Origin of the sequence: Anaerophaga thermohalophila DSM 12881 (genome assembly GCF_000191885.1) — a bacterium.
In the GTDB taxonomy this organism is placed as follows: Bacteria; Bacteroidota; Bacteroidia; order Bacteroidales; family Marinilabiliaceae; genus Anaerophaga; species Anaerophaga thermohalophila.
This window is the reverse complement of record NZ_AEWI01000012.1, coordinates 150,390-175,814: the sequence shown is the minus strand read 5'-3', so window position 1 is coordinate 175,814 and position 25,425 is coordinate 150,390. Positions and strand designations below refer to the sequence as shown.

Genomic DNA, 25,425 nt, shown 5'->3' with positions numbered 1-25,425 from the left:
AAATCAAAATGGAAAATTCGGACTTAAACATTATTTTTGCAGATAAAAATCGGCAAATGGAAATCAGGCAAATTAATCAGCCCGTTAGCATTCTCAGCACATTTGTTGCCGAAATGCGGGATGTGGAAATTCAAAACGACCCCCTTCGCTTTCGTCGTAACCTGGAACGTATTGGAGAAATTTTCGCCTACGAAATCAGTAAAACACTTACTTACAAACCCAAAGAAATTACCACTCCCCTCGGAACAGCCACCGAATGGCTACCCCGGGAAAAACTTGTGATAACCTCCATTCTCAGGGCTGGAGTCCCTCTTCATAACGGACTTCTGAACTACTTCGACCGGGCAGAAAACGGTTTCGTATCGGCATTCAGAAAATACACCGAAGACGGGGATTTCGACATCCACATCGAATACATTTCAGCCCCCGATCTCAACGGGAAAACGGTAATTATGGCCGATCCCATGCTTGCAACCGGCTCTTCCCTTGAACTGGCCTATAAAGCCATCCTTGCCAACGGACAACCCGAGCACGTCCACCTTGTCAGTATCGTAGCCAGCCAGGCCGGGGTTGACTATATCTCGGAAATTTTCGAAGATGAACCTATAACCCTGTGGCTCGCCGTTGTCGATGATGAGCTCAACGCCAAATCATACATCGTCCCGGGAATCGGCGATGCCGGTGATCTGGCATACGGCCCGAAGCTTTAGCCGACCCGCCTTACATCACCGGTATCACTGCACTCCTGAAGCAGGACATGAATTGTTTTCTTTAAAACAGGATGAACAAAACCGGCCATCACCTCATCGAGTGGCATTAAGGTAAAACGCCGAAGATGCAATCGCGGATGCGGAATTTGCAAATCAGGCTTATCAATAACCAAATTATCAATAAATAGAATATCAATATCTATCAGGCGGGCTTCATAGCGATCTTTGGTCTTCGTTGTTCGGCCCAGTTCCTGCTCAATCAACCGGGTTTGCCGCAATATTTGCGCCGGCGGTAATGAGCTTTCCACCTCCAGCACCTGATTCAAAAACCAATCGGGGTGTTCAAACCCCCAGGGAGGACTCGTATAAAGACCTGACCGGTTGCCAACCGGACCAATTTTTTGCCCTATTTTTTCAATCGCTGTACTGAATGCTTCACCGGTATTGTTTTCGTTTCCACCCAGCAATAAAATAATTTGTGCCATCAATTAAAATTAATCAATCCAATTAAAGATTTTTTTCGCAAATTTGTACGAAGTGAAAAACAACGCAAAATATTATTTTTCCAAATATTAACCCTGTAATTATTTAAAAAATGAAAAAATTTCTAAAGTACACGCTGGCTGTCATAGTTGGCGCTTTTGTCACCATCGGCATTCTTATGATAGCCTTCTTTATCATGGTTGGAATTCTGGCTTCTTCCACTCAGAAAGAAATCACCGTAAAAGACAATTCTCTCCTTGTTATGAAACTTGACGGCCCTGTCGTTGAGAGAAAAACTTCTGACCCCATCGCCGAAGCCTTCTCCAAACTTTTGGGAGAAGCTGCCCCCATCGGTCTGAACCAGATTCTTTCAAGCATCGGGAAAGCCGGTCGCGACGACCGCATCAAAGGTATTTACCTGGAATCGGGAATGGTTATAGCCGGGCATGCCTCCGTTGAAGAGATAAGAGATGCCCTCCTTAAATTCAGGAAGACCGGAAAATTCATTATCAGCAATGCCCCTGTTTATTCACAAAAATCATACTACCTGGCAACAGCAGCCGACAAGATTTACCTGACACCCGGCGGGATGCTCGAATTTCAGGGCATCAGTGCCCAGCGTACCTTTTTCAGGAATACACTGGAAAAACTAGGCATTGAAATGCAGGTATTCCGGCATGGCGAATTCAAATCGGCAGTAGAGCCTTTTACCCGCACCGACATGAGTGAAGCAGCCCGCCTGCAAACCATTACTTATACCCGGTCTATCTGGGATCATCTTACTGTCAATGTCGCCGAATCGAGGGGATTATCGACAGAAACACTCAACCAGATCGCCGACCAGGTACCTATGTTCAGAGATGAAGAATTTCTGTTACAGTCGGGACTTATAGACGGGTTGAAATATAAAGACCAGGTGATTAACGAACTTAAAGATTCGACCAATACCGATTATGAAAAAGACCTGAACAGCATTGACATACGAAAATATGCCAGTGTTTATGTGGCCGATGAGAAAAAAGGAATCTCCAAAAACAAGCTGGCAGTTATTTATGCCGAAGGTGAAATTGATGGTTCGGATACCGAAGGGATCATTTCGGAAGACCTGTCGCGTACCATCCGTGAAGCCCGACGTGACTCCACAATTAAGGCGGTCGTTTTGCGTATCAATTCTCCGGGAGGATCCGCTTTAGGTTCCGAGATCATCTGGAGAGAAGTAAAATTAACCACCGAAGAGAAGCCTTTGATCGTTTCTATGGGTGATTTGGCCGCCTCGGGCGGATATTACATTGCCTGCCCGGCCGATACCATTGTTGCCCAGCCCAATACACTCACAGGCTCCATCGGTGTTTTCGGACTCATTCCTAATGTGAAAGGGCTGTTCAATAAAATAGGAATCACCACCGATCGTGTCAAAACCAATAAATTCTCCGACATACCGGCCATCGATCGCCCCTTTACCCCTGAAGAGAAGGAGCTGATGCAGGCTTACGTGGAGAAAACCTACGACATTTTTGTAGAACATTGTGCCGACGGAAGGAATACAACCAAAGCAGCCATTGATGAAATAGGACAGGGGCGTGTATGGAGCGGTGAAAATGCACTGGATATTAACCTGGTTGATGTGTTGGGAGGTATCGATGTTGCGATCGACCTGGCAGCAGAAAAAGCCGGTATTGCAGAAGATTACAGGATTGTAGAGCTGCCGGAAGTTTTGCCACCATTTGAACAATTCATGAAGGATTTAACAGGCGACGCGAAAGCATATATGAAGAACTTTTTCCGGGGTAGTTCTGAATATGGCAAAATACTCCAAACCATCGAAAATCTGAAGAATGCCTATCCTGTTCAGGCACGTATGCCTTACGAATTAAGTCTTAACTAAAACACAATATTCAGGTAAATGGCGCATGAAGCACAGCCTGCTTTATGCGCCTTTTTAATGTAATCAAATAAACCATCCAGATGATACGGTCTCTCCGCACCCTGCTTTTTCCTTTTTCCGCATTATTCTGTGCAATTGCCGGGCTAAGAAATTTCCTCTACAACAAGGGTATTATCAGATCGTATTCTTTTCCTGTGCCGGTTATATCAATCGGCAATCTTACGGTTGGAGGTACAGGGAAAACACCTCTGACGGAGTTTCTCATCAAACATTTTTCTGCATACCATTGCGCGCTCCTAAGCAGAGGATATGGCCGAAAGACAAAAGGTCCGATCGTTGCAGCGGAGCACAGCACGCCCGAAACTATTGGCGATGAGCCTGTACAAATGAAACTTAAATTTCCGGGACTGAAAATAGTTGTGGCTGAAAAACGTGTCTCAGGAATGAACATATTGCTGAAATCGGAGCCTGTACCCGACATAGTATTTCTGGACGATGCCTTTCAACACCGGGCAGTCAAACCCCGACTATCTATCGTGGTAACCGACTATTACCGGCCGGTATACAATGATCTGTGTTTACCCGCCGGAAATCTCAGGGAACCGCGAAAAGGAATGAACCGTGCACAAGTGATCCTGGTCAACAAATGCCCTGTCGATATGTCACCGGACGAAGCGAATGAAATCCAAAAAAAACTGTCACTCCTCCCATCCCAGCAGCTTTTTTTCAGCAGTATTGCCTATCAATCCCCACAATCCCTTTTAGGGCTTGGAGATACCCAAAACGCATGCAATAAAATTTTCCCGGAAAATCCGGACATCATAGCTCTTGCCGGTATTGGAAATCCAAAGCCCTTTTTTTCAGAAGTGAAAAAATATGGCAACGTTATTAAAGACATTTCCTATCCCGACCATCATGACTACACATCGAAAGACATCGAAAAACTGGGGAATATTTTAAGTAAGTCAACTCCGGAAACCATTATCTTTACCACCGAAAAAGATGCTGTCAGACTGAAACAGAAAGTAACAAGTCCGGGCTTACATGAAAAAATATGGTATATTCCCATCGAACTTAAGATACTATTCAACAAAAAGAACATCTTTTTAAAAACCGTAAATAATTATGTTGAAACAAATTAAAGAAACAGCCGATTATCTCAGGAAATACTACTCGCCCAATACCTTCACCGGAATAATCCTTGGGACAGGGCTCGGCGGATTGGTCAACGAAATCGACATCCGGGATACCATTGCCTATGGTGATATTCCCAATTTCCCCGTTTCAACGGTTGAAGGACATGAAGGAAGACTTATCTTTGGGAGCATCAGGGGTAATGAAATAGTTGCCATGCAAGGCCGTTTTCATTACTACGAGGGATATTCCATGCAACAGGTCACTTTCCCCGTTCGTGTAATGCAAGCACTCGGTATAAAAAATTTATTTGTTTCGAATGCAAGCGGAGGCCTCAATCCCGATTTCAAAGTCGGCGATATTATGGTTATTACTGACCATATCAACATGTTTGGTGACAATCCGCTTATCGGAAAAAACATTAATGAGCTTGGCCCCCGTTTCCCCGACATGAGCGAGCCATACAGCCGGACACTTACCAACAGAGCTTTCGAAATAGCAGAAAAAACCGGTATTGAACTCCGAAAAGGCGTATATGTAGGAACGGCAGGCCCCTCCTTTGAGACACCTGCAGAATATAAATTCTTTCGTGTGATTGGTGGCGATGCAGTTGGAATGTCAACAGTCCCCGAAGTAATAGTCGCCCGCCATGCAGGTATCACCTGCTTCGGGATAAGTATTATTACCGATTCCGGAGTACCGGGACAAATTGTTGAAATATCGCATAAGGAGGTGCAGGAAGTTGCAGCTAAAGCAGAACCCAGAATGACAAAGATAATAGCAGAACTCGTCGCTTCTGTTTGATTTGAAAAGGCAGAGTAACCCTTGTCTAAAGCAAAGGGTTACTCTGTTTTTTTATACAGACTATTCTCCCACCTCAATGTCAGGATAGAGAAAATCATTGAAAGGGAAACGCGTAACATGTATTTTTACCACTTCACGATATAACAATTCCCTGAATTCTTCAAAGTTGGTTTTCTCCCTGGCCGATATAAAAATGCTTTTCGAGGCTTTAGCCATCCAGCTCTTCTTCATATCATCCAATGAATAATTCTCACGGGTGGCAGGCGTCAGATCGTCATCCTCCTTTTTTGTATAAGTAAACGCATCCACCTTATTAAAAACCATGATCATCGGTTTTTCGCGCTCATCTATTTCATGAAGGGTTTGGTTTACCACCTCAATTTGCTGCTCAAACCCGGGATGAGAAATATCCACAACATGCAGCAAAATATCGGCTTCCCTTACCTCATCCAAGGTCGATTTGAACGACTCAACCAGATGATGCGGAAGCTTCCGTATAAAACCCACCGTGTCGGCTAAAAGAAACGGTAAATTTCCCACTACAACCTTTCGCACCGTTGTATCGAGCGTGGCAAATAATTTATTCTCGGCAAAAACATCACTTTTTGCAAGCGCATTCATTAAAGTACTCTTCCCCACGTTGGTATAACCTACCAGGGCAACACGTACCAATTTACCGCGATTCTTGCGCTGGGTGGCCTTCTGCCGGTCAATTTTCTGAAGTTCAGTCTTCAGCCTGGCTATTTTGTCACGAATAATTCTGCGGTCGGTTTCAATCTCTTTCTCACCGGGCCCGCGCATACCGATACCCCCGCGTTGTCTTTCCAGGTGTGTCCACATCCTTGTCAACCTTGGTAAAAGATACTGATACTGGGCCAGTTCGACCTGTGTTTTTGCATGCGCCGTTCTGGCTCTCTTCGCAAAAATATCGAGAATAAGATTAGTTCTGTCAAGAATGCGTCTTTGAAAAGCCGCTTCAAGGTTTTTTAGCTGCGAGGGTGTTAATTCGTCATCGAAGATAATGGCGCTCACATCTTCGTGTACCTTTACATACGCGATTATCTCTTCCAGTTTTCCACTACCTACATAATAGCGGTTATCGTGTATCGGTAACGACTGAATAAACCTTCTGACAGGAACAGCTCCGGCGGTTTCGGCCAAAAAAGCCAGTTCGTCAAGATATTCGTTCACCTCCCGTTCACTCACATCAGGAGTTCGGACAGCCACCAAAACAACTTTTTCCAGTTCTTTTTCAGTAGAAATTAAATCGTTCATTAATTTGCCGGATTGATAAGGAGAAGAAATTGATACCAAAAACAAAGGGACTGTCTGCGTTGACAGTCCCTCGTCCTATTTCTGATTATCTAACAATTCAGATTTTTACTGTAAAACAAAGTTAATCGGAACTGTATATGAAACTCTTACCGGCTTGTTCCGTTGCCTGCCGGGTTTCCATTTCGGCATGTTCTTCACCACCCTCAGGGCCTCTTTATCAAGACTTGGATCAACGCCACGTGCAATCTCCACATCAGTGATGGAACCATCGGTATTCACCACGAACTTCACGTAAACACGTCCTTGAATTCCGTTTTCCTGAGCAATAACAGGATATTGAATTGTACTGGCCAGATATTGGTGAAGTGCCTTTTCTCCCCCTGGGAACTCGGGCATTTCCTCAACAATGAAAAATACAGGACCATCTTCCGGTTCCTCTTCAGTGGTCATATCAGAAAAATCCACTTCGGTATCTTCTGTTGCCTCTGTATCCTGAATAACCAACTCTTCCTCAAGCTCCACATCGTCCTCTACAATATTCAATACATCAGTGACTTTTGGCGGTGGCGGTGGTGGTGGCGGCTTCACTTCTTCCTGACGGGTGATCGGAATGATCTCTTCTTCTACTTCCTCTTCTTCAATTTTCAATCCCTCGTTAACGTTTGTTTCTGTTGTTGTCCACTCGAAGGCAATGAAAACCAGAGAAAGCACCACAACAAGACCGATCTGCATAAAGACCGTCTTTTTGTTTTCCAAATCTGCTTTTGGCGACTTTTTTACTTCCATAATAAAAATCGAATTTTGGTGCCTAATTTAATAACTTAAATTTTTCTCAATTGTCGGTGTCTCGCACGTTTGAGTCATTAATTCTCAAACGAGAGGTTAAAAATAGGATTTTATTATCAAACCGATGCATTTTTTGCAACTCTTTTTAATCATTAAAAATTACAATTTTCTTCTGATAGTGTCAATAATAATTAAAAATCAAATCCTTAACACATAAAAATACGCAACAATCAAACCAAACTACTTTTTTCCAGAATTCCTTTTCCATATCCCGATTTTCAATTATATTTGCCTCGCTAAAACGGGGGTGTAGCTCAGTTGGCTAGAGCGCATGACTGGCAGTCATGAGGTCAGGGGTTCGACTCCCCTCATCTCCACTGTTTTTATACTAATATACGAAAAACCGGACAAAATGTCCGGTTTTTTTATTTTAATTAATATCATTTTCAGAAAGTTTAACATCAACCCTTTCTGTAATGCGACGGATACTGTAAATTTGCTTTTTATAGAAGGTTTGGCTCGCCTACAATGGCTATATGGCGATGCTGAATGAATCGAGCATGGCAAAGTTTGCTACAATAAGAATATGTATAAGTTCTTGCATGCGAGTTCCATCCGACCTTAATAAACAAATTTTATACGGATGAAATATTCTAACGTTGAGTCTGTTGCTAAAAGAGCTATTTTTGTCAGGGTCGAAGCGAAGGAAATTCTTGAACCGAAGTTAACTGATTGTTAATAAGGGTTTAAAAATTTCCTACAACAATGAGGCTGGCAAAAAGAAACTTTTAAGAGTGGACTCAACGATATAAAACTCTCGAACAGATATCTGAATGACAGACAACTCAGGAAAAATAATACGCAGTATAAGACCCGGAAGGATTTTACTACCAATATTGATCGGGCTATCGGTAACAGGATATCTGTTATACCGGGAATTTAAACCCGAGAGTTTTGATTTCATAAATTTTACCGGCTGGTCTGTTTTCTGGCTCATACTTTCTTTCTTATTGATGGCCACCAGGGACTTTGGTTATATGCTCAGAATACGAATTCTGACCAACAATGAACTGACCTGGCGGAAAGCGTTTAATGTAATCATGCTTTGGGAATTTACATCGTCAATTACGCCATCTGCCATAGGAGGTACCAGTGTTGCCATTTTCTTCGTCAACAAAGAAGGAATCAGAGTGGGGCGAAGTACGGCCGTTGTCATGGTTACTTCCTTCCTCGATGAACTCTATTTCATCCTCACTTTCCCGATTATTTTGCTGTTACTCGGGCGTTCCGATATTTTCATGTTAGACAGTTCAGCAGCACCAATACCATGGTATCAGAATGAATTTTTCCTTCTTGCACTTGGTGGTTATACCATCAAACTTCTATACACACTGGTGTTAAGCTATGGTTTATTCATCAACCCGCGCGGCCTGAAGTGGTTACTTTTAATGATTTTCAAACTTCCCATTATCCGTAAATGGCGCCCTCAGGCCAATGAATCGGGAACCGATCTGATACAAACATCACGGGAATTCAGTGGCTGGCCTTTCCGGAAATGGCTAAAAGCTTTTGGGGCAACTTTTTTTAGCTGGACGGCCCGGTACTGGGTCGTTAATACCCTTATTATTACATTTTTCGGCATCAAATGGCTGGGTTGGGAAGATCATTTCCACGTCTTTGCCAAACAGCTGGTAATGTGGATTATGATGCTTATTAGTCCTACCCCCGGCGGAAGTGGCTTCGCCGAATATGTATTCAAAGAATTCCTGGCTGCTTTTATTCCAGCCGGAACCGGTGTTGCCATGGCTTTCCTCTGGCGCATGATCAGCTATTACCCTTATCTTTTTATAGGTACTTTTCTTGTTCCCCGATGGATAAAGAAACATTTTGTAAGCCATAAACCAAAAAGAAAATAAAAGAAGTCAGTAGTTTTTAGTCAGTATTCAGTAGTGGGGATTTGCAGGTAATGACATACTCAAACAAATAACAAAAGCCTATAAATATCATATTGGGGTCAACTTATGATTTGAGTTAGATAAAATAACTTGTTGCTGGCAGAAGTTTGACAGACAGAAGGCAGAAGTAATAAATTTTGTTGAAATGGCTTTCAGTTTATTGCGAAAATTGGCCTGGTAAACAGACCATCTGACTCTATGTTCCAAATAATTGAAATAGAGCTTCCGGGACTCTGAGTTAGATGAAAGGACGCCCGGAACAGGAAATTTCTTTGACCAAAGCATTTATTTTTATGACTAATTGCATGAAGATATTTCTATTGCATCGTACCTTGCATTTACACTTTCAGACATCTCTCTGAATGAATTCAGATAGATTCAATCACTCTATCCGCAAACCTTCAATTCTCTGATTTTGCCCGGATAAAACGAGCATGGCAAAGTTTGTCACAACAAGAACATGAAAAAATAAATCATGCGAGTTGTCCCGATAAATCAGGGCAGGCTATCCGACCTTAATAAACTATTATGCGGCTATGAAAATTGGGGCATCTCTTATACTAACCCAGGGAATAAAGTAGTTTGTATACTAAAAATGCCAATATGCCTGCGTACTTGAGTCATAAAGCAACGTTATTCCAAAACACCACAACCGTGAAAACACTGATAACTAAATATTTTGTGATATTCATTGTTGCCTTTGGGATATTTTCGGGCTGTAAAAATACCAGAAACAGGAACGAAGAGGAAGGCCCGGGACTTATCGTCTATTGTGAAAACGGGATTCTTGCCCCGGTAAGAGAATTCTCATCGGCTTTTGAGAAAAACACCGGAATAAAAGTCAGTATTCAGAACGATTGTGCCAGAAATCTCTCTAACCTGATCTATTACAGACATGAAGCTGATGTGTTTATTCCCGACTGCAGGCTTACCATAGACAATATGCAAATGGCCAATCCCGAATTGTTTGAAGATTCCGTTTCATTTGGTTATCAGACGTTGGTGTTTATTGTGCCTGGAGGGAATCCCGACAGGTTCACCGGAAATTTTCAAATGCTGAAAACTACAAATCCGGCAATTATTCTGGCTAATCCAGAAACCAGCACTCTGGGAATGGCAATTGAGATATTACTACAAACTCATCTGGTTTACAATGAAGTTATGAGTTCTGTCCTTTCTCTTACTACAGACTCAAGAGGACTGATCAGAAGTATTGCCTCCGGCCAGTCCCAAATTGCCATAGATTGGGAATCCGATTACATTGCAACACGTTCTGAAGCATTTAAAATTGACACCGTTCATATCTCTTCGAAAGCAATACATTTTCAAACACTTGCGGTTGTTCTGTCCAACGCTCCAAACAAACAAAACGCGATGAAGTTTATCTATAGTATCGATTCTCGTTCCGCAAAAAAAATTTTTAGGAAATATGGAATTGTCGAACTTTAAACTTCCCGTTTTTAATTGTATATTTAGTATCTGTCTGTAAGGCTTCAGCATGCTGGCATTATGCCATTCGGGGAAAGCATCCACCCCCTACAGCAGAAAAAATTCAAAAGCATACTTTCCCGAACACTTATCGGACTTTATTTGTAAATTGGTTTTGTGTAATACTAACTTCATTCAATTTTGGAAAGAAAGACTGACAAGAATATCTTCAGAAGATTATCTTTCAAACAAAACAGAGGCCTGTTTAATGAACCCCTGATAAACAAGCTTTATCTGTTACTGGGAATATTTGTGTTCACCATTGCGGCCATTCTGGTTATTGACAACTACTTTGACCGCACCCATACTATTCACTACCAGAACACCATCCGGAATCAGGAACAGAAACAAAGGATAGAGGGCCTGCTGAAAGAAAATCTTCTGCATATCAATCTCGATTTTAAATCGTATTCTTCAGTCACACATCCCCAACAACTTGAAAATATTCAAACGGATATAAGGGATCGAATTACCCAATCGGTCAATATTCTTGAAAAGCTGCACAACGGGGGGAGCGTGACGGTATATAAAGCCGTAAACCTCGAAGATCAGGACCGGATTAAAGAGATTATAGAATACCGGAAGGATGAATTCACAGGGACAATTCCTGAGATCAGGGATATCCCTCCGTTACTTTACGAACTACAATCGCTTTCGGCAAAAATAACAGGTTCACTCAAAGGCAACCTGGTATCGGAAAACCCGCTGAGTCCGGCCAATATGGAAACCATCAACTATTATCAGAAGCAGGCCGAAAGCATATTCTCACGCATATACGAATTTGAGAATCAAATTTCATTCGAAATCAGTAAAACCATTTCGCGGCTCAACGACCGAAACATTTTTGTCTTTGAAAAATATACTCGCGTGAAGTACCTCAGCCTGATTGTTTTTTCTCTGCTTGCAGGCTTCATAACATTATTGATTATCAATCAGATAAGACTTGTCGTCATACACCGGAGGAAGGCTGAAGAAACAAACAAGAAGTTACTGAAGGCCGTTGAACAAAGCCCCGTTTCCATCCTGATTACCAATACCCACGGAATTATCGAATACATTAATACCTCTTTTGAGAAACGAAACAATGTATCCAAAAAAGAGATCGAAGGAACAAGTCTCCACTTGTTACAATCTAAAAATGACGACAGTTTCTCTGCGTTGCTTTTGGAAACTATTCAGGAAGGAAAATCATGGGAAGGCGAAATCAGATCGTTTAATGCTGAAGGCGAAATTGTTTGGAACCAGGTCTCTATATCTCCGGTACTAAACGAAGAAAACACCATTTCCAACTTCATTGCCATCAAGGAAGATGTAACTGAAAAGAGACTGCTCACACAATCGCTGAAAGAGTCGATAGAAGCACTCAAGACCATCACCGAGAACCTTCCCGTGGGAATACTGATTACCGACAAGGAAAAGACCATCCAGGAAATAAACTTAACAGCTGCCACAATCATGGGGTTTGACAACCTTGATGAAGCTATGGAATTTGTAAAAAGCCATCAGTATTATCAGTTGTTTGAGACCCTTAAGAAAGACCAGTATGAAGATGAAGTTGCGGGGGTGACTATCACCACCCTTGAGGAACGACTCAGCGTTGAAGAGAACAATATTTCCCGTACCATTCTGAAAAACATCATCCCGGTCAAAGTCAACAACACCGAAATTATGCTGGAAGCATTCATGGATATTACAGCGCAGAAAGAAATGCAGCGCCGTGAAGCTGAAGCCAATAAAGCAAAATCGGAGTTCCTGGCCAATATGAGTCACGAGATCAGAACCCCGATGAACGGGATCATCGGAGCGACCGAACTGCTGGGACAGACCAGGCTGAACCGCGACCAGCAAAACATCATTACCATTATCAGCCGCTCGTGCGATAATCTGTTGAACATTATTAACGCCATTCTTGATTTTTCAAAGATCGAGGCCGGCAAGTTGAAGATTGAAAAATACCCCTTCAATCTTCGTTCAACAGTAGACTATCTGCTTGATCAGATGGCTTTCAGGAGTCATGACAAAAATCTGGAACTGCTGGCATCGGTCGAAGAAACCATTCCATCGGTACTAATAGGAGATGAAGGTCGACTGATTCAGGTTATAATAAACCTGATGGGCAATGCCGTAAAATTCACTCAGGAAGGAGAAGTGGTGCTAAAGGTAATCATTGAACGTCAGGAAGGGAAAGAGATCAGGCTTCATTTTGCCATTGAAGACTCAGGTATTGGGATTCCACCAGAAAAAAAAGAGAAAATTTTTGAATCATTCACCCAGGCCGATGGCTCAACTACCAGGAAATATGGTGGCACTGGACTGGGCACCAGTATCTCAAAGATGCTGGTTGAACTGATGGGTGGAAAGATATGGGTGGAAAGTCCCAATCCCAATTTCGCATGGTCGAAAGAGAACCCTGGTTCTGTCTTCCATTTTGTTTTGCCCTTTACATTCGACCGTGACAAAACAGACAATCAGTTCAATAATCCAAAAATGAAAACCCTGAGGGCCCTTATTGTTGACAACCACCGAACCAACCTGCTACTGCTGAAAAAAATGTTCCATAACTGGGGCATTACCCCCGAAGCAGTCAGTGATGAAAAAGCGGCCATTGAAAAGCTGAAAACGGACAATAAATTTAATTTTGTCACAATAGATTCTCATATTTTCAGCAAAACCAATCAAAGCCTTATTAAGGAAATTAAGGAAAAAGCTCCCTCGATTAAGGCCATTTTATTTTCGTCGCAGAGAAATCCATCGATGGAGGGGGTCGATGTGGTATTGGAGAAACCCATAAAGCAAACCATTCTGTTTAACACCATCAGCCAGCTGTTCTTTGATTCATCGGAAGAGAAAAACGGAGAACTGCCGGTATCTTCGTCTGAAAAAAACAAAAGAATACTGTTGGTAGAAGACAATCCGATCAACCAGAAAATCACAGAAAAGATGCTTGGAAGAATTGGCCTTTCCACGGTAATTTCAAATAATGGGCAGGAAGCTTTAGATTTAGTACTGAATGACAAAGAAGATTTTGATTTGATTTTAATGGACATTCAGATGCCGGTATTAAATGGTCTGGATGCCACCAAGGAGTTACGAAAAGCAGGCGTTCTGACGCCTATTGTGGCCATGACTGCCAATGTTTTGAAGGGAGACCGTGAAATATGCCTGGCCGTCGGAATGAACGATTATATTGGAAAACCCGTCAAATTAAACGACTTGCAACATACGCTGCAAAAATGGATATAGTTTGAGATTGCCTTTTAAAGATATAACTGGGCGGCTATGGCAATAGCGAAAAACAGTAGTAAAATTGTTTCCTGCCAAAACCGCCTGGAAATTTTATCGAGCCAGAATGCCAGGACAATCGATGGCCCAACTGCAACTACCGGTGCCAGCTCCACAGAGAAAAACGGTGTTAAACATGCTCCTGCCGTTAGCAGCGTGAGCCAGACAATAACCCGGAATAGTTTACGGGTAATGATTTTCTGCGTGGGCAAATATCTGAATACATTTACAATGCCTATCAGTGTCGGGAGGCTTATGAGCAGCAAATAAATCCGGGAGGCCAGGTTATGACTGAATTGTCCGGTGTTCGACAGCAGGTTGAAAAGGATGAACACTAAAAACTCCATTGTCTTGCCAAAAAAGAAAAAATAGCCGGCACTTAATACGAAAGGCAACAGCAGCCCCATAAGACTGGCCAGAAAGGTTCTTAAGTTAAGCAACCTCAGTCCTCCCATTACGACCAAAAGCAGAGGATACAAATAAAGCCCTTTTGCATACATAAGGGCACCAACGCCCAGCAAAAGTGCTGCATCGAAACTGCGTCCTTCTTTTCTTCCTTTATTTACAATCCCCATGATTCGCTCAATGGCAAGCAAAAAGAACAGATTGAACATCCACACAACATGCAACCGCTGCACAATCAGGAATCCGCTTACCAAAAGACCGTAAAGAACGGCTGGCAAAACCGATTGTCTCCCTAATAAACCATGACGGCCAACCAGACGGTTGACCGTGAACGCTGTTAACAAGGCCAAAATGTATGAAAATGCAGCAGCCCAAAAATTACTCTGCCCGAATACAGGACGAACCAACCATTCCCATAAAGGCATCGAGACACCGTCGAAACTAATTGGTGCACTACCGTCATAAAGAAAAACTCTGACCCAGAATAAAAGTAAAATAAAAGGCACTAAAATAAAAGCAAGGAGGCTATTGTTGTGCAACGTCCTGTAAAGCATGTTTAAATTACTTTAAATCAAACCCGATATCTCTCCGGAAATACTTGTTTTCAAATTCAATAAGGCTGGCATTCTTGTATGACTTTTCAAGTGCATCGTCGATAGAATCGCCAAGGGATGTGATCGCAAGCACGCGTCCTCCCGAAGTAATTATGCCGTTACTGCTGGTGGTACCCGCGTGAAAAACAATACTGCCTTCTACGTGTTCAAGTCCAGAAATGTTTTTCCCTTTTTCATAACTCCCTGGATATCCACCCGAAACCATCATTACGGTGACAGCGGTTCTGGGATCAATTCGTGGTGTGAGTTTTTTCAAATCCCCTGCGGCAACGGCCTGAAAAATCTCCACAATATCTGATTGCAGCCTGGGAATGACCACCTCTGCCTCAGGATCGCCCATGCGCACATTGTATTCTATCACATAAGGTTCACCGTCAACATTGATAAGGCCGAAAAAGATAAATCCTTTATATGGAATTTCGTCAGCCCTAAGTCCGTCTATGGTAGGCTGGATGATGCGGTCTCTGACTTTTCCCATAAACTCTTCATCGGCAAAAGGGACCGGAGAAACGGCTCCCATCCCACCAGTGTTGAGCCCGGTATCTCCCTCTCCTATACGCTTGTAATCCTTTGCTTCGGGTAACAGCATATAGCTGTGCCCATCAGTGACAACAAACACCGATAATTCAATTCCTGAAAGAAACTCTTCAATGACAACAGTGTCACTGGCTTTACCAAATTTACCATCCAACATCAGTCTCAACTCGTTGCGGGCCTGATCGATATCATCAACAATCAACACGCCTTTCCCCGCGGCAAGACCATCGGCTTTAAGAACATAAGGCGGTTCCAGATTTTTCAAGAACCGTTCGCCTTCATCGATGGTGTCGGAAGTAACAGCCAGGTAGCGGGCTGTCGGGATGTTGTGTTCCAGCATAAATTGTTTGGCAAATTCTTTACTGCCTTCCAGCTGAGCGCCACGCGAGGTTGGCCCAATAACCGGCACATGCGATATTGCTGCATCGTTCAGGAAGAAATCACTGATTCCCTTGACCAACGGCACCTCCGGACCTACCACTACCATGTCGATGTGGTTATCCAGAACTGCCTTCCTGATGCCGATGAAATTGTCGGGCGCAATGTCAATATTTTGCCCCAACAGAGCAGTTCCGGCATTCCCGGGGGCGATGTAGAGCTTATCAAGTAAAGGACTAACCCTCATTTTCCAGGCCAGTGCATGCTCCCGACCACCCGATCCGATGAGTAGAATATTCATAACTCCGTCTGTTTTATATTTAAAGAACTCAATATATCTGTCTGGTACCCGGCTTCCGATATCCGGGACAAAACTACAGGAAGGGCTGTCTTCAGGTTGGGCCAGGCTTTTAATGAATCATGGAAAACAATGATTGCTCCCGGCCGGATGTTGGTCAGGACATTATTAATAACATCCTTTGGGGAAAGCGTCCGGTCATAATCGCGCGACAAAATATCCCACATAGCTGTTTGAAGTCCCATTTTCCTGATGCGGGATACCCTCCAGGGCAGAAGAAGACCATGCGGTGGACGATACCAGCGGGCATAAGGGTTTAATTCCAGACTTTTTCTGATATCATCATAAAAATCCCTTCTGCTTAATTTATGTGCCGGTTTATGTAAAAATCCGTGAATCCCGGTTTCATGATCCGTCGATTGCAATTTTGAAAACACCCCGGGATACTTTCTCACATTGTCGCCAACGCAAAAAAAAGTAGCCAACGCATTGTACTGTTTCAACCGGTTGATGACCCATGGGGTAACCCCCGGCACCGGCCCGTCGTCGAAAGTCAGAAAAACCCTTCGATCATCAACCGGGACTCTCCAGACAACCGGGGCCGGGAACACACTTCTTAAAAAGTGGGGCGGCTTAGTGATCCAAAAGGATATCCTACTCAAAGAATCCCGTTTTTTGCAGGCTGGAATCGTATTCATTTTGCAGCTGCTCCAGCAATTCCTCTCTATTGTAATTCTCGACTGTCCGGACTATCTCTCCATAGATGGCCATATTTCGCCGAATTTCCGACATCACAGAATTTCTTTTCGACGGAGGTAATGAAAGGAAATAATCCAACTCCTGGAAATTAATGGCAGCCAGACTTTCGAGAATTTCATCTCCTTTTTCCGGATGGTCAGCCCGGTAGTAGCCTTCAGCAAGAAATATAGAGAAATAATTGTGCGGAACCTTGTCGGAAGGCAGCACATCAAGCGCTTTATCCAAAACATCCAGAGCTTTTTCGGTTTTCCCTTCATCCAACAATGCCGTGGCAAGTCGTCCCATATTGTTTCGGATATTCAGTGCCATCCGCTGATGATTCTCATCGAGGTATACACGAGTATCTTTAAAATTGTCGAGATCATATACCTCCATGAAATTATGATACGCCTTTTCGGTATCTACCCGCCCGGTCATGCCATCACTACTACGCTCTCTGATTGGCACAATCCTGTAACCGAATCCCTCGAGCTGAAAATAATCCTCGAGTCCCACATAATTATCGCTGCCTACTGTAACCGCATAGAAAATCGGTCGATTCCAATCGTTATGCGCCAGCATATCAAGAACAATCATTTCATTTTTAAGGATATAATCGCGATTCTGAAGGTTGATATGCATCGCCGAATCTATGAGGTGGGCATATTGTTCGCTCACAAATCCTTTTTGCAGCAATTTAAGGCTATCTGCAGCAAGTGTAAATGTAGTGGAAGGAAGATATTCTATTCGTCCGCTGTAACCGGGAACCCTTTTGGTGCGATCATTTTCGCTGCGCAAAAATTGCAACGCCTCCTTCAAATCCACGTCACCTTTAACCCTGTCAATCAGGTAAACCATATCCCGTTTCCCGACAACATATTCATCGTGGCTGAACGAAATGGGAAGCGGATCGGATTTGTATGATTTTCTTTTCATCTGGTCGATATACCAGTCGGTTTGCAGATAGCTGAGGTTACATACACGTACATCGGTACGGACGCCTTCAACTTCCTGTACGTACCAGAGCGGAAAAGTATCATTGTCACCGTTGGTATAAATCACTCCGTTTTCGTCGATTGTGTTCAGATAATTTTCTGCCAGATCGCGGGCAATGGTTCGGTGTGAACGATCGTGGTCGTCCCAGTTTTCCGCTGCCAGAATACCCGGCACCAAAACGAGCGCTGCCACGGATGAAACAATAGCAGATACTTTGCCTCCCGTCAATCCTTTCAGTCCATCCACAAGGGCCAAAACACCCAGCCCAATCCAGATAGAGAAGGCATAGAATGAGCCGGCATAAGCATAATCACGTTCACGCGGCTGAAGGGGCGTCTGGTTCAAATACAGCACAATGGCCAGTCCCGTAAGTAAAAACAAGAGCATTACAATCCAGAATCCCTGTTTTCCTTTTTTCCCGGAATTATACTGAAACAACAATCCAAGTATTCCAAGAATCAAGGGGAGGAAATAGTATTTGTTCCGTGCGGGGTTGTTCTTTAAATGATCGGGCAGTTTCGACTGGTCACCATACATAGCATTATCTATGAAAGGAATCCCTGATATCCAGTTGCCATAATGAACTTCACCATTTCCCTGAATATCGTTCTGGCGGCCTGCAAAATTCCACATAAAATACCGCCAATACATGTGTCGCACCTGATAATTAAAAAAGAACCTGAGATTTTCTCCAAATGTGGGCAAATGAATCGTTTGGGGATTTCCCTGTGCATCCTTAATAGTCAGGGGCCTTCCTTTAATATCTGCCCAGCGTTTATATTCTTCGATATGATTGCCCTGGCGACTGTACATCCTCGGGAAAAAGGTTGTGGTTCGTTTATCGAAAACATATTCCGGCCTGTACTGGGCTATCTCATAACGACCGTTCTTCTGAATGCGAACCGGTGTTCCTTCTTTTTGTGATGATGCTTCCCTGTCAAGAGGAGAGTTGTAATACTCTCCGACAAACAACGGGCGATCACCATATTGTTCCCTGTTAAGGTAAGAAATGAGTGCAAAAACATTGTCGGGTGAATTCTGATCCATGGTTGGCTGTGCCGAGGACCGGATCATGATCATGGCAAATGAAGAATAACCGAAAATGATGACCGTAATTGCTGTAAAAACAGTATTCAATATAACTTTCTTCCGCGTATAGGAATAATAAATACCGTATACCAGAACAGCAATCAGTAACACAAGATACACGAACAATCCCGAGTTGTAGGGAAGTCCCATCCCGTTAACAAAAGCCAACTCAAAGGCACCTGCAATTTTAGGTACTCCGGGAATGATTCCGTACAGGATGAAAAGCAATATGACGGCCGATATCCCTAAAGCCTTCAGCGTATTGTTCCGGTTAACCTCGAATTTGCGAAAATAGTAAACCATAACAATGGCAGGAATGGCCAGGAGGTTGAGCAAGTGAACACCGATGGAAAGCCCCATCAGATAAGCAATCAATATCAACCACCTGTTAGAATGCGGCTGGTCGGCAATATTCTCCCACTTTAAAATGGCCCAGAAGACAACAGCGGTAAATAAGCTCGACATGGCATAAACTTCACCTTCAACGGCGGAAAACCAGAAAGTATCGGTAAAGGTATAGGCCATCGCGCCAACAAAACCGCTGCCTAAGACGGCCCAATATCTCCAGTTCTCAGGTGATTCCTGATTATCGACAAAAATCTTTCTGGCAAGGTGGGTGATGGTCCAGAACAAAAAGGCAATTGTAAAAGCACTGGCAAGAGCCGACATGGAATTGACCATGGCAGCAACATAGGTCTCTTCCGGTGCAAATAATGTAAAGAAGCGACCCAGCAACATAAAGAAAGGGGCTCCGGGCGGATGGCCTACCAACAATTTATAGGAAGATGCTATAAACTCACCACAATCCCAAAAACTGGTGGTCGGTTCAATGGTCGATAAATAAACAAAGGCCGAAATGAAAAAAGTGAGCCAGCCAATTGCCAGGTTAAACTTTTTGTATTGTCTCATCAGTATCCTGTTTTCTTTTTCCTTCGAATGAGTGGATTGCCAAAAATACACAAAAGTTGAGAAAATTCAATTATTTAAATAACAACACGGAAATGTAAAGCCTGGTGATGGCTAAATATTATTTTGAGGTTCTGCGAAATTTCCACGCAAAAGCCGCAAAATATTGTCATGCAAAAAGCGCAAAGAATAATACAGTTTTTGCACCTTGCGTTCCTTTAATTTTGCGTTCTCAGCGTGGAATGAAGGCCGACAAAACGCACAGCTCCTCATAATTAGTCCGGTAATTTGCTTTTTCTCTCTTCAAATTAAAAGCCACAAAGGTTTTGCAGTTCCAAATCTATATAGACAATCATATCTTTCATTTCAAGTTCTTTGGCAAGTTGCCGCATGTCGGCAAATAATGAACAATATCTTCTTTTCACTTCTCCGGTATCAAACCCGGAATAAACGAAATAGTACACATCCTGAAGATTGACATACATTATATTTTTTATCAACTCCTCAGCTTTCCGTTTTTCTCCGCTCCGGATCAGCAGGCGGGCTGTTTCCACCAAGGGCTGTTGAGATATGTAGGGAGAATAGGGCCATTCGTCAAGGCTTTTTTGCAGAACCTGTGCTGCCTGTTGATGGTATCCGGCTTTCAGCAACCGTTCCGAAAGATCATTTGCAACTTCACGATATCCGCTAACAGCCAGAGCCTGACGGCATGTGTTGTCGTACCATGTTTTTTCAGGGTTTCTTATTGATATACTGTCCATAAATATTGTGAACTCGTTTAGTAAACTTTGTTCTTCCTTCCTTTTTAGTTTGGCATCTGCCTGCCATACAAGTCCGCGGGAACCAAGAAGCCTTTCAAATCCATGAAGTTCGCTGACATCCAAATTACGTGTAAAACAAATTGGACGTTCGTTAATGTTGGATGCAATAATGTCAAAAAGCGCAAGATTACCCATCGAAATAAATCCGCGAGGAATATTCCAGGTCAGTATTTTTTGGTTTGGCAGGGTCAATTCCCAAACCGGATGCAACTTTCCATTAAAAATATCTTCACTTTTCTGAACTTCCGTATATTGTTTTCCTATTTTCCCCAGAGCCTCCACCCCGGGAAGCGGCAACGATGAAACATTGGAAACACTTAAAAACTCAAGGTGGTTGTCCCGGTAAAATTCATACGGTAAGCTCATCGCTAATCCGGGGGTGCCTGGCACGGAACGTGTTACCTGATCTACATACCAGGGTATGCTTAAGAGACCAAGGTTGACAAGGCGGACATCAGGCCTCACTTTTTCAACCTGCCGGGCATACCACAAAGGATAGGTGTCGTTGTCGCCATACGTGAATAATATGGCATTGGGCGGACAGCTGCGTAATTGCGATACGGCAAGGTCGCGTGCCAGGAAACGTTCGGAACGGTCGTGATCGTTAAGATTGACAGAAAATAACAGTCCGGCACCTGCCAAAAATAAAAATACACCTGCCAGAATCCCGGTTAATACCGAACCCGAAAATCTGAATACTGCCTTTAATATTCCATATACACCTATCCCACTGAATATTGCAACACTCATGAACGAGGCTACATAGACATAATCGCGTTCACGCGGCTCAAAGGGTGGCTGATTAAGATAAAGTACGATGGCCGGCCCGGTCATAAGAAACATTAATCCAATCAACGCAAGAACACGCTTTCGTCCGGAGCCGTCGCGCAAAAGAAAAAACAATCCCGCCAAAACCAGAATCAAAGGAATGAAATAGTAATGATTGGCAGCAGCACTGTACATATCCTCCGCAGAAGGATACTTACGACTTCCCAGAAAGTGACGGTCTATAAAATCAATACCCGACGCCCAGTTACCGGATAACATATCGCCGTGTCCCTGACTGTCGTTTTGGCGTCCTGCAAAATTCCACATGAGATACCGGAGATAACTATGTCCCAACTGGTATCGGAAGAAAAAAGAGAGTTGATCAACAAAATCCGGTTTCACTTCCGACGGGTCAATCCCCGTCCACCATTTATAGCCTTCAATATGCTGTCGCTGCCGGCTGTAAATCCGCGGGAACCAAACCTTGTCCTCAGAACTGAAATGAAACAGAGTATTTGTTCCCACTTTAATATATCTTCTCTCTTTCTCATTATAAACATATTGACTGTCCGTTTCCCAGCTGCCGGCAACAGCCCCTGCATGAACACCCCGAAGTAACGGGCGACTCCCGTATTGAGTGCGGTTAATATATTCGGTCAGTGAAAAAACATCATCCGGTGCATTCATATTGATTGGAGTTCCGGCATGGGCCCGAACCGGAACAAGAATATAAGAAAACCATCCCATCAAAATCAGTGCAGATATCAAAAATGCAAAATGAACAACCCGGTGACGACGGAAAGTAAAAACAATGCCTGCCACATGAACTGCCACCAGCACGAAAACAAAAAGTATAAGTCCCGAATGCCTGGGCAATCCCAACGCGTTTACAAGCCAGAGTTCGAGCTTTTGTGCCGGCCACAGCCCATTGGCAATAAGACCCCAATATAATAATGCAAGCAACAGGAAACCACTCAGTATAGCTCCTATACTTTGTGAAACGCCATGACTTCTCTGCTTCCAGACAAACAGCAGTACAAAAACAGGAACCAGCAAAAGATTGAGCAAATGGACACCGATGGAAAGCCCCAACAAATAAACGCCGAGAAAAAATAAACGGGGATGACTGTCACTTTGCACATACCACCTTAGAAATGCCCACAAAGTAACCGTGGAAAAAAACAGTGATGTGGCATAAACCTCACTCTCCACAGCCGAATACCAGAAACTATCGGTGAAGGCAAACAACAAAGCGCCGGCAATGGCCGAAATCTTTTCATAAAGCGGTCGATTGGCCGTCTCTTCCTTCCCAAGTAATTTAAAAAGAAGAAGGAAAATTTTGTATAGAAACAACACGGTAAAAGCCGAAGCCGTTACCGACAACATATTAACGCTAAAAGCCACGTGTGAAGCATCCGGGGCAAACAACGAGAAAAAACGGGCCAACAAAAGATACATTGGTGCCCCGGGAGGATGCGGTATTTGCAACCGCCAGGCGGAAGCAATAAATTCGCCACAGTCCCAGAAACTGGTAGTTGGTGCTACTGTAAAAGAATACACAAGCATACTAACACAAAACACAAACAGGCCTCCTGCGTGTTTCTTCAGAAATAACATGCCCCTCTCCATTAAAATAATCTTTTGAGTGCTAAACTATTACAATTGCATGGCAAATGCAAACAGAAGAACTCGAAAGGATAGAAAATATTCTGAAAAATATTTTTTGCGGGTTCCCCAAAACATTCTATATTTGCATCGCTTTTAAGAAAAAAGCTATAGTGCTTGTCCCGTGGTGTAATGGTAGCACAGGAGATTTTGGTTCTCTCGGTCTGGGTTCGAATCCTAGCGGGACAACAATAACGGTTTTAAATCCAAAAAAAATCAATCAGAAACCTTGATGTAAAAATACATTGAGGTTTTTTTTTTTTTGCCCAGGTTTTCTTTTTTTTTAAACAGATGAAACGAGCATGGCAAAGATTATCTCAAAAGTATATGTATAAAATCAATCATGCGAGTTCCATCAGACCAATAACTTAGACTTATTTTATACTGATGAAAGTCCTTTTTTGGCTTGTTAAAAATAAAGTCAATAAAAGAGGTGAATGCCCCATTTATTGTAGAAAAGGCTAAACGCATCCCATCTTGAAAAAGACGAATCCGGACAAGTATGGATAAGTTTAACCAGGAAAAAAGTTGAAACTGCTGAATGTATGATACCAGTCATCGGCAAAGTTTGGTCAATTCTTAAGAAATACAATTTCGTATTGCCCGTTTATAGTAATCAAAAGTACAATTCGGCTTTGAAAAAAATAGCTGCTGAAGTAGGAATCCGAAAAAAATTAACTTCCAAGGGTGTATTGTAGAAGTACCGTTCAATTTACCGCAAGGAGTTATTAATCATCCTGCTATTATTCTTTCAAATGATACTGCCATTCAAGAGGAAGGCGGTTTTGTAGCTGTAATGCTTACCAGTGAAGAAAGTTATCAGGATGAATTTACTTTTGAGATACCAAAAGGAATGACCACAAAAAAGCTGGATGTTCCCTACTGCCAGGCAAGGGTTCATCTTATTGGTTTTTTTAGGAATGATGACGTAATACCTAATAGAAATTACAACAACTACCTCAAAGAAAACGAATTTCAAAACCTCATACAACAGATTGTGGAAATTGCTTTTGGATATGAATACTAAAAATTAGATTTTGCAATTCCGAAATGCTTTTGTATTTTGTGTTGAAGTCCTGCACATTATTGACGCCGGAGGCAATGGAAGCCTAGGTTAGATGTTGCAGGATTTTTTGTTTATTATGGTATTGTAAATAACCTTCTTCAATATGATACCAAATCTGCTTTGCATTCCTTCCGCCAATACTCTCAATTTTATTAACGATTAACCTGTTGTATTTATCCTTTGTAACAATAACAGTTAAAATCCCTTCTCCGGGAACAGAACCGCCTACCCCAATCATTTTGGAAATTCCATATTTTTCTGGTCTTTTATTTTTGAATCAAAAACCATGATTGGATTGGCAATCTTCTTGGGCAAATCTTTTAGGATTTCAGCATCAAATCCGTGGTTTTTAATTTTGACAGTCAATATTTTTTTGACTTGACAGGACAATTGGAAGATAACTAATCCCTGTTTTCAGTAAAATTCGACTTGGATAGCCTAAATTGAATTAAAAAAACTTGCGTAAATAAAAAACCTTTTATATATTTGTAGCGGGTTAGGGTTAAGGTTTTAGGAAGGTCTGTCGGAATGCCGGCGGGCCTTTCTTTTTTAAAACCCTTCCAAACCAGTGGTTTTAACACAAAAACATTATTAATTTTGCCGTTGTTGCGTTTGTAGATAACAGAAACTAAAACTTTCAATAAAATGAAGAAAATTGCGATTGTAATTGTAGCTGCCTTACTGGCAATACCTTCAATCAGTGAAGCTCAGCGTGGTGATCATGCCATTGGATTGCGCTTTGGAGGCGGAATAGGACATGATGAAGAAATAACGTTTCAGACACCTTTTAACAGCAACCGTGGCGAACTTGATCTTGGTTTGGGTGGAAGGAAAAATTACAGTTACTGGAAATTAACCGGAATATATCAATGGGTGATGCCAATAGAGAGCGGTTTCTTCTGGTATCTTGGTGTTGGTCCGGGACTGGGCAGCTGGTCGCACGACGATAGCGACGACAGTGGTATTTACCTGACTGCGGCACTGAATGCCGGCATTGAATATAACTTTTTGGAAGTTCCGCTTCAGATATCGATTGATACAAGGCCGGAAATTTCACTTTCAGATACTCCGGATGATGCCTTTGGTTTTGGTCTGTCACTTGCACTAAGGTACCGGTTTTAATTAGAATTTGGCAACAAAGATGCTTTTTAGACCGGGCTCATTAATGAAACGAGCATGACAAAGATTGCCTTAATAGATTTTTAGATTTTTAGATATAAGTAATTTAGTCATTAGTTTTTAGTTAGTAGTTTTTAGTCAGTAGCCGGTAGTGTGAATTATAAACACAACATACGTCTTTGCGTTTAAGCTTTTTTTTTCTAACCCCATGCAACACTAAAGC

General features: G+C 42.7%; 19 protein-coding genes and 2 tRNA genes. 11 read left to right on the top strand and 10 right to left on the bottom strand.

Annotation, left to right across the window (positions count from 1 at the left end; translation table 11 throughout):
* The first annotated feature begins 56 nt into the window (after window positions 1-56).
* Window positions 57-710, top strand: a complete 654-nt coding sequence (gene upp, locus ATH1_RS0104850; protein WP_010418334.1) for a uracil phosphoribosyltransferase — start codon at window positions 57-59, stop codon at window positions 708-710.
* Here upp and folK read toward each other — a convergent pair.
* Window positions 707-1,195, bottom strand: a complete 489-nt coding sequence (folK, locus tag ATH1_RS0104845) for a 2-amino-4-hydroxy-6-hydroxymethyldihydropteridine diphosphokinase (protein ID WP_010418331.1) — start codon at window positions 1,193-1,195, stop codon at window positions 707-709. The genes upp and folK overlap by 4 nt on opposite strands.
* 110 nt (window positions 1,196-1,305) lie before the next feature.
* Here folK and sppA point away from each other — a divergent pair, with 110 nt between their 5' ends.
* From sppA to ATH1_RS0104830, 3 genes are all read left to right on the top strand, one after another.
* Entirely contained in the window at window positions 1,306-3,078 is a 1,773-nt protein-coding gene (gene sppA, locus ATH1_RS0104840; RefSeq protein WP_010418328.1) for a signal peptide peptidase SppA, read from the top strand.
* Between the two features lie 80 nt (window positions 3,079-3,158).
* Entirely contained in the window at window positions 3,159-4,220 is a 1,062-nt protein-coding gene (gene lpxK / locus ATH1_RS0104835) for a tetraacyldisaccharide 4'-kinase (RefSeq protein ID WP_010418326.1), read from the top strand.
* Window positions 4,204-5,016, top strand: coding sequence for a purine-nucleoside phosphorylase (locus ATH1_RS0104830; RefSeq protein ID WP_010418323.1), 813 nt, complete (start codon window positions 4,204-4,206; stop codon window positions 5,014-5,016). The genes lpxK and ATH1_RS0104830 overlap by 17 nt, the downstream gene beginning before the upstream one ends.
* Window positions 5,017-5,076: 60 nt before the next feature.
* On the opposite strand, the gene hflX is transcribed toward ATH1_RS0104830, so the two are convergent.
* Window positions 5,077-6,291: a GTPase HflX gene (gene hflX / locus ATH1_RS0104825; RefSeq protein WP_010418320.1), complete on the bottom strand. Its 1,215-nt coding sequence runs from the start codon at window positions 6,289-6,291 to the stop codon at window positions 5,077-5,079.
* Window positions 6,292-6,396: 105 nt separating this feature from the next.
* On the bottom strand, window positions 6,397-7,077 hold the full coding sequence (locus ATH1_RS0104820; RefSeq protein ID WP_010418317.1) for an energy transducer TonB: 681 nt from the start codon (window positions 7,075-7,077) through the stop codon (window positions 6,397-6,399).
* A 303-nt stretch (window positions 7,078-7,380) separates the two neighbouring features.
* Between ATH1_RS0104820 and ATH1_RS0104815 the strand changes: the two genes are divergently transcribed.
* The 4 genes from ATH1_RS0104815 to ATH1_RS0104800 all read left to right on the top strand — a co-directional run bounded on the left by ATH1_RS0104815 (window position 7,381) and on the right by ATH1_RS0104800 (window position 13,763).
* Window positions 7,381-7,454: transfer RNA gene (locus tag ATH1_RS0104815), tRNA-Ala, on the top strand.
* 456 nt (window positions 7,455-7,910) lie between these two features.
* The gene (locus ATH1_RS0104810) at window positions 7,911-8,993 is read left to right on the top strand and encodes a lysylphosphatidylglycerol synthase transmembrane domain-containing protein (RefSeq protein ID WP_010418308.1); all 1,083 of its coding nucleotides are present in this window, start codon (window positions 7,911-7,913) and stop codon (window positions 8,991-8,993) included.
* Between the two features lie 693 nt (window positions 8,994-9,686).
* Entirely contained in the window at window positions 9,687-10,481 is a 795-nt protein-coding gene (locus ATH1_RS0104805; RefSeq protein ID WP_139035250.1) for a substrate-binding domain-containing protein, read from the top strand.
* Window positions 10,482-10,661: 180 nt separating this feature from the next.
* The gene (locus ATH1_RS0104800; protein WP_010418303.1) at window positions 10,662-13,763 is read left to right on the top strand and encodes a response regulator; all 3,102 of its coding nucleotides are present in this window, start codon (window positions 10,662-10,664) and stop codon (window positions 13,761-13,763) included.
* 14 nt (window positions 13,764-13,777) lie between these two features.
* On the opposite strand, the gene ATH1_RS0104795 is transcribed toward ATH1_RS0104800, so the two are convergent.
* The 5 genes from ATH1_RS0104795 to ATH1_RS0104775 all read right to left on the bottom strand — a co-directional run bounded on the left by ATH1_RS0104795 (window position 13,778) and on the right by ATH1_RS0104775 (window position 22,981).
* Window positions 13,778-14,761 (bottom strand): hypothetical protein, encoded by a 984-nt coding sequence (locus tag ATH1_RS0104795; protein ID WP_029163963.1) that lies wholly within the window; start codon window positions 14,759-14,761, stop codon window positions 13,778-13,780.
* A 7-nt stretch (window positions 14,762-14,768) separates the two neighbouring features.
* A complete protein-coding gene (gene purD / locus ATH1_RS0104790) occupies window positions 14,769-16,037 on the bottom strand; it encodes a phosphoribosylamine--glycine ligase (protein WP_010418300.1) in 1,269 nt (422 codons plus the stop codon).
* On the bottom strand, window positions 16,034-16,696 hold the full coding sequence (locus tag ATH1_RS0104785; protein WP_044114885.1) for a polysaccharide deacetylase family protein: 663 nt from the start codon (window positions 16,694-16,696) through the stop codon (window positions 16,034-16,036). Before ATH1_RS0104785 ends, purD begins: the two co-directional genes overlap by 4 nt.
* Window positions 16,689-19,766, bottom strand: coding sequence for a glycosyltransferase family 117 protein (locus ATH1_RS0104780; RefSeq protein ID WP_010418296.1), 3,078 nt, complete (start codon window positions 19,764-19,766; stop codon window positions 16,689-16,691). Before ATH1_RS0104780 ends, ATH1_RS0104785 begins: the two co-directional genes overlap by 8 nt.
* 305 nt (window positions 19,767-20,071) lie before the next feature.
* On the bottom strand, window positions 20,072-22,981 hold the full coding sequence (locus ATH1_RS0104775; RefSeq protein ID WP_010418292.1) for a glycosyltransferase family 117 protein: 2,910 nt from the start codon (window positions 22,979-22,981) through the stop codon (window positions 20,072-20,074).
* 154 nt (window positions 22,982-23,135) lie between these two features.
* Here ATH1_RS0104775 and ATH1_RS0104770 point away from each other — a divergent pair.
* Window positions 23,136-23,206, top strand: a tRNA-Gln gene (locus ATH1_RS0104770).
* Between the two features lie 484 nt (window positions 23,207-23,690).
* The gene (locus ATH1_RS0104760; RefSeq protein WP_139035248.1) at window positions 23,691-24,044 is read left to right on the top strand and encodes a type II toxin-antitoxin system PemK/MazF family toxin; all 354 of its coding nucleotides are present in this window, start codon (window positions 23,691-23,693) and stop codon (window positions 24,042-24,044) included.
* 82 nt (window positions 24,045-24,126) lie between these two features.
* Here the strand turns inward: ATH1_RS0104760 and ATH1_RS0104755 are convergent, their stop codons facing one another.
* Together ATH1_RS0104755 and ATH1_RS22740 are read right to left on the bottom strand one after the other, a co-directional pair.
* Entirely contained in the window at window positions 24,127-24,321 is a 195-nt protein-coding gene (locus ATH1_RS0104755) for a hypothetical protein (RefSeq protein WP_010418286.1), read from the bottom strand.
* Window positions 24,318-24,449: a MuF-C-terminal domain-containing protein gene (locus ATH1_RS22740; RefSeq protein WP_010418284.1), complete on the bottom strand. Its 132-nt coding sequence runs from the start codon at window positions 24,447-24,449 to the stop codon at window positions 24,318-24,320. The genes ATH1_RS0104755 and ATH1_RS22740 overlap by 4 nt, the downstream gene beginning before the upstream one ends.
* Window positions 24,450-24,728: 279 nt before the next feature.
* On the opposite strand from ATH1_RS22740, the gene ATH1_RS0104740 reads away from it, so the two are divergent.
* Complete coding sequence (locus tag ATH1_RS0104740) at window positions 24,729-25,205, top strand: hypothetical protein (protein WP_010418277.1); 477 nt, start codon at window positions 24,729-24,731, stop codon at window positions 25,203-25,205.
* Window positions 25,206-25,425: the final 220 nt, after the last annotated feature.

Excerpts from the sequence above, each read along its gene's own strand:
- folK (WP_010418331.1), bottom strand. The coding sequence starts at position 1,195 with ATGGCACAAATTATTTTATTGCTGGGTGGAAACGAAAACAATACCGGT.
- ATH1_RS0104830 (WP_010418323.1), top strand. The coding sequence starts at position 4,204 with ATGTTGAAACAAATTAAAGAAACAGCCGATTATCTCAGGAAATACTAC.
- hflX (WP_010418320.1), bottom strand. The coding sequence starts at position 6,291 with ATGAACGATTTAATTTCTACTGAAAAAGAACTGGAAAAAGTTGTTTTG.
- ATH1_RS0104820 (WP_010418317.1), bottom strand. The coding sequence starts at position 7,077 with ATGGAAGTAAAAAAGTCGCCAAAAGCAGATTTGGAAAACAAAAAGACG.
- ATH1_RS0104780 (WP_010418296.1), bottom strand. The coding sequence starts at position 19,766 with ATGAGACAATACAAAAAGTTTAACCTGGCAATTGGCTGGCTCACTTTT.
- upp (WP_010418334.1), top strand. The coding sequence starts at position 57 with ATGGAAATCAGGCAAATTAATCAGCCCGTTAGCATTCTCAGCACATTT.
- ATH1_RS0104810 (WP_010418308.1), top strand. The coding sequence starts at position 7,911 with ATGACAGACAACTCAGGAAAAATAATACGCAGTATAAGACCCGGAAGG.
- lpxK (WP_010418326.1), top strand. The coding sequence starts at position 3,159 with ATGATACGGTCTCTCCGCACCCTGCTTTTTCCTTTTTCCGCATTATTC.
- ATH1_RS0104740 (WP_010418277.1), top strand. The coding sequence starts at position 24,729 with ATGAAGAAAATTGCGATTGTAATTGTAGCTGCCTTACTGGCAATACCT.
- purD (WP_010418300.1), bottom strand. The coding sequence starts at position 16,037 with ATGAATATTCTACTCATCGGATCGGGTGGTCGGGAGCATGCACTGGCC.
- sppA (WP_010418328.1), top strand. The coding sequence starts at position 1,306 with ATGAAAAAATTTCTAAAGTACACGCTGGCTGTCATAGTTGGCGCTTTT.
- ATH1_RS0104755 (WP_010418286.1), bottom strand. The coding sequence starts at position 24,321 with ATGATTGGGGTAGGCGGTTCTGTTCCCGGAGAAGGGATTTTAACTGTT.
- ATH1_RS0104795 (WP_029163963.1), bottom strand. The coding sequence starts at position 14,761 with ATGCTTTACAGGACGTTGCACAACAATAGCCTCCTTGCTTTTATTTTA.
- ATH1_RS0104775 (WP_010418292.1), bottom strand. The coding sequence starts at position 22,981 with ATGGAGAGGGGCATGTTATTTCTGAAGAAACACGCAGGAGGCCTGTTT.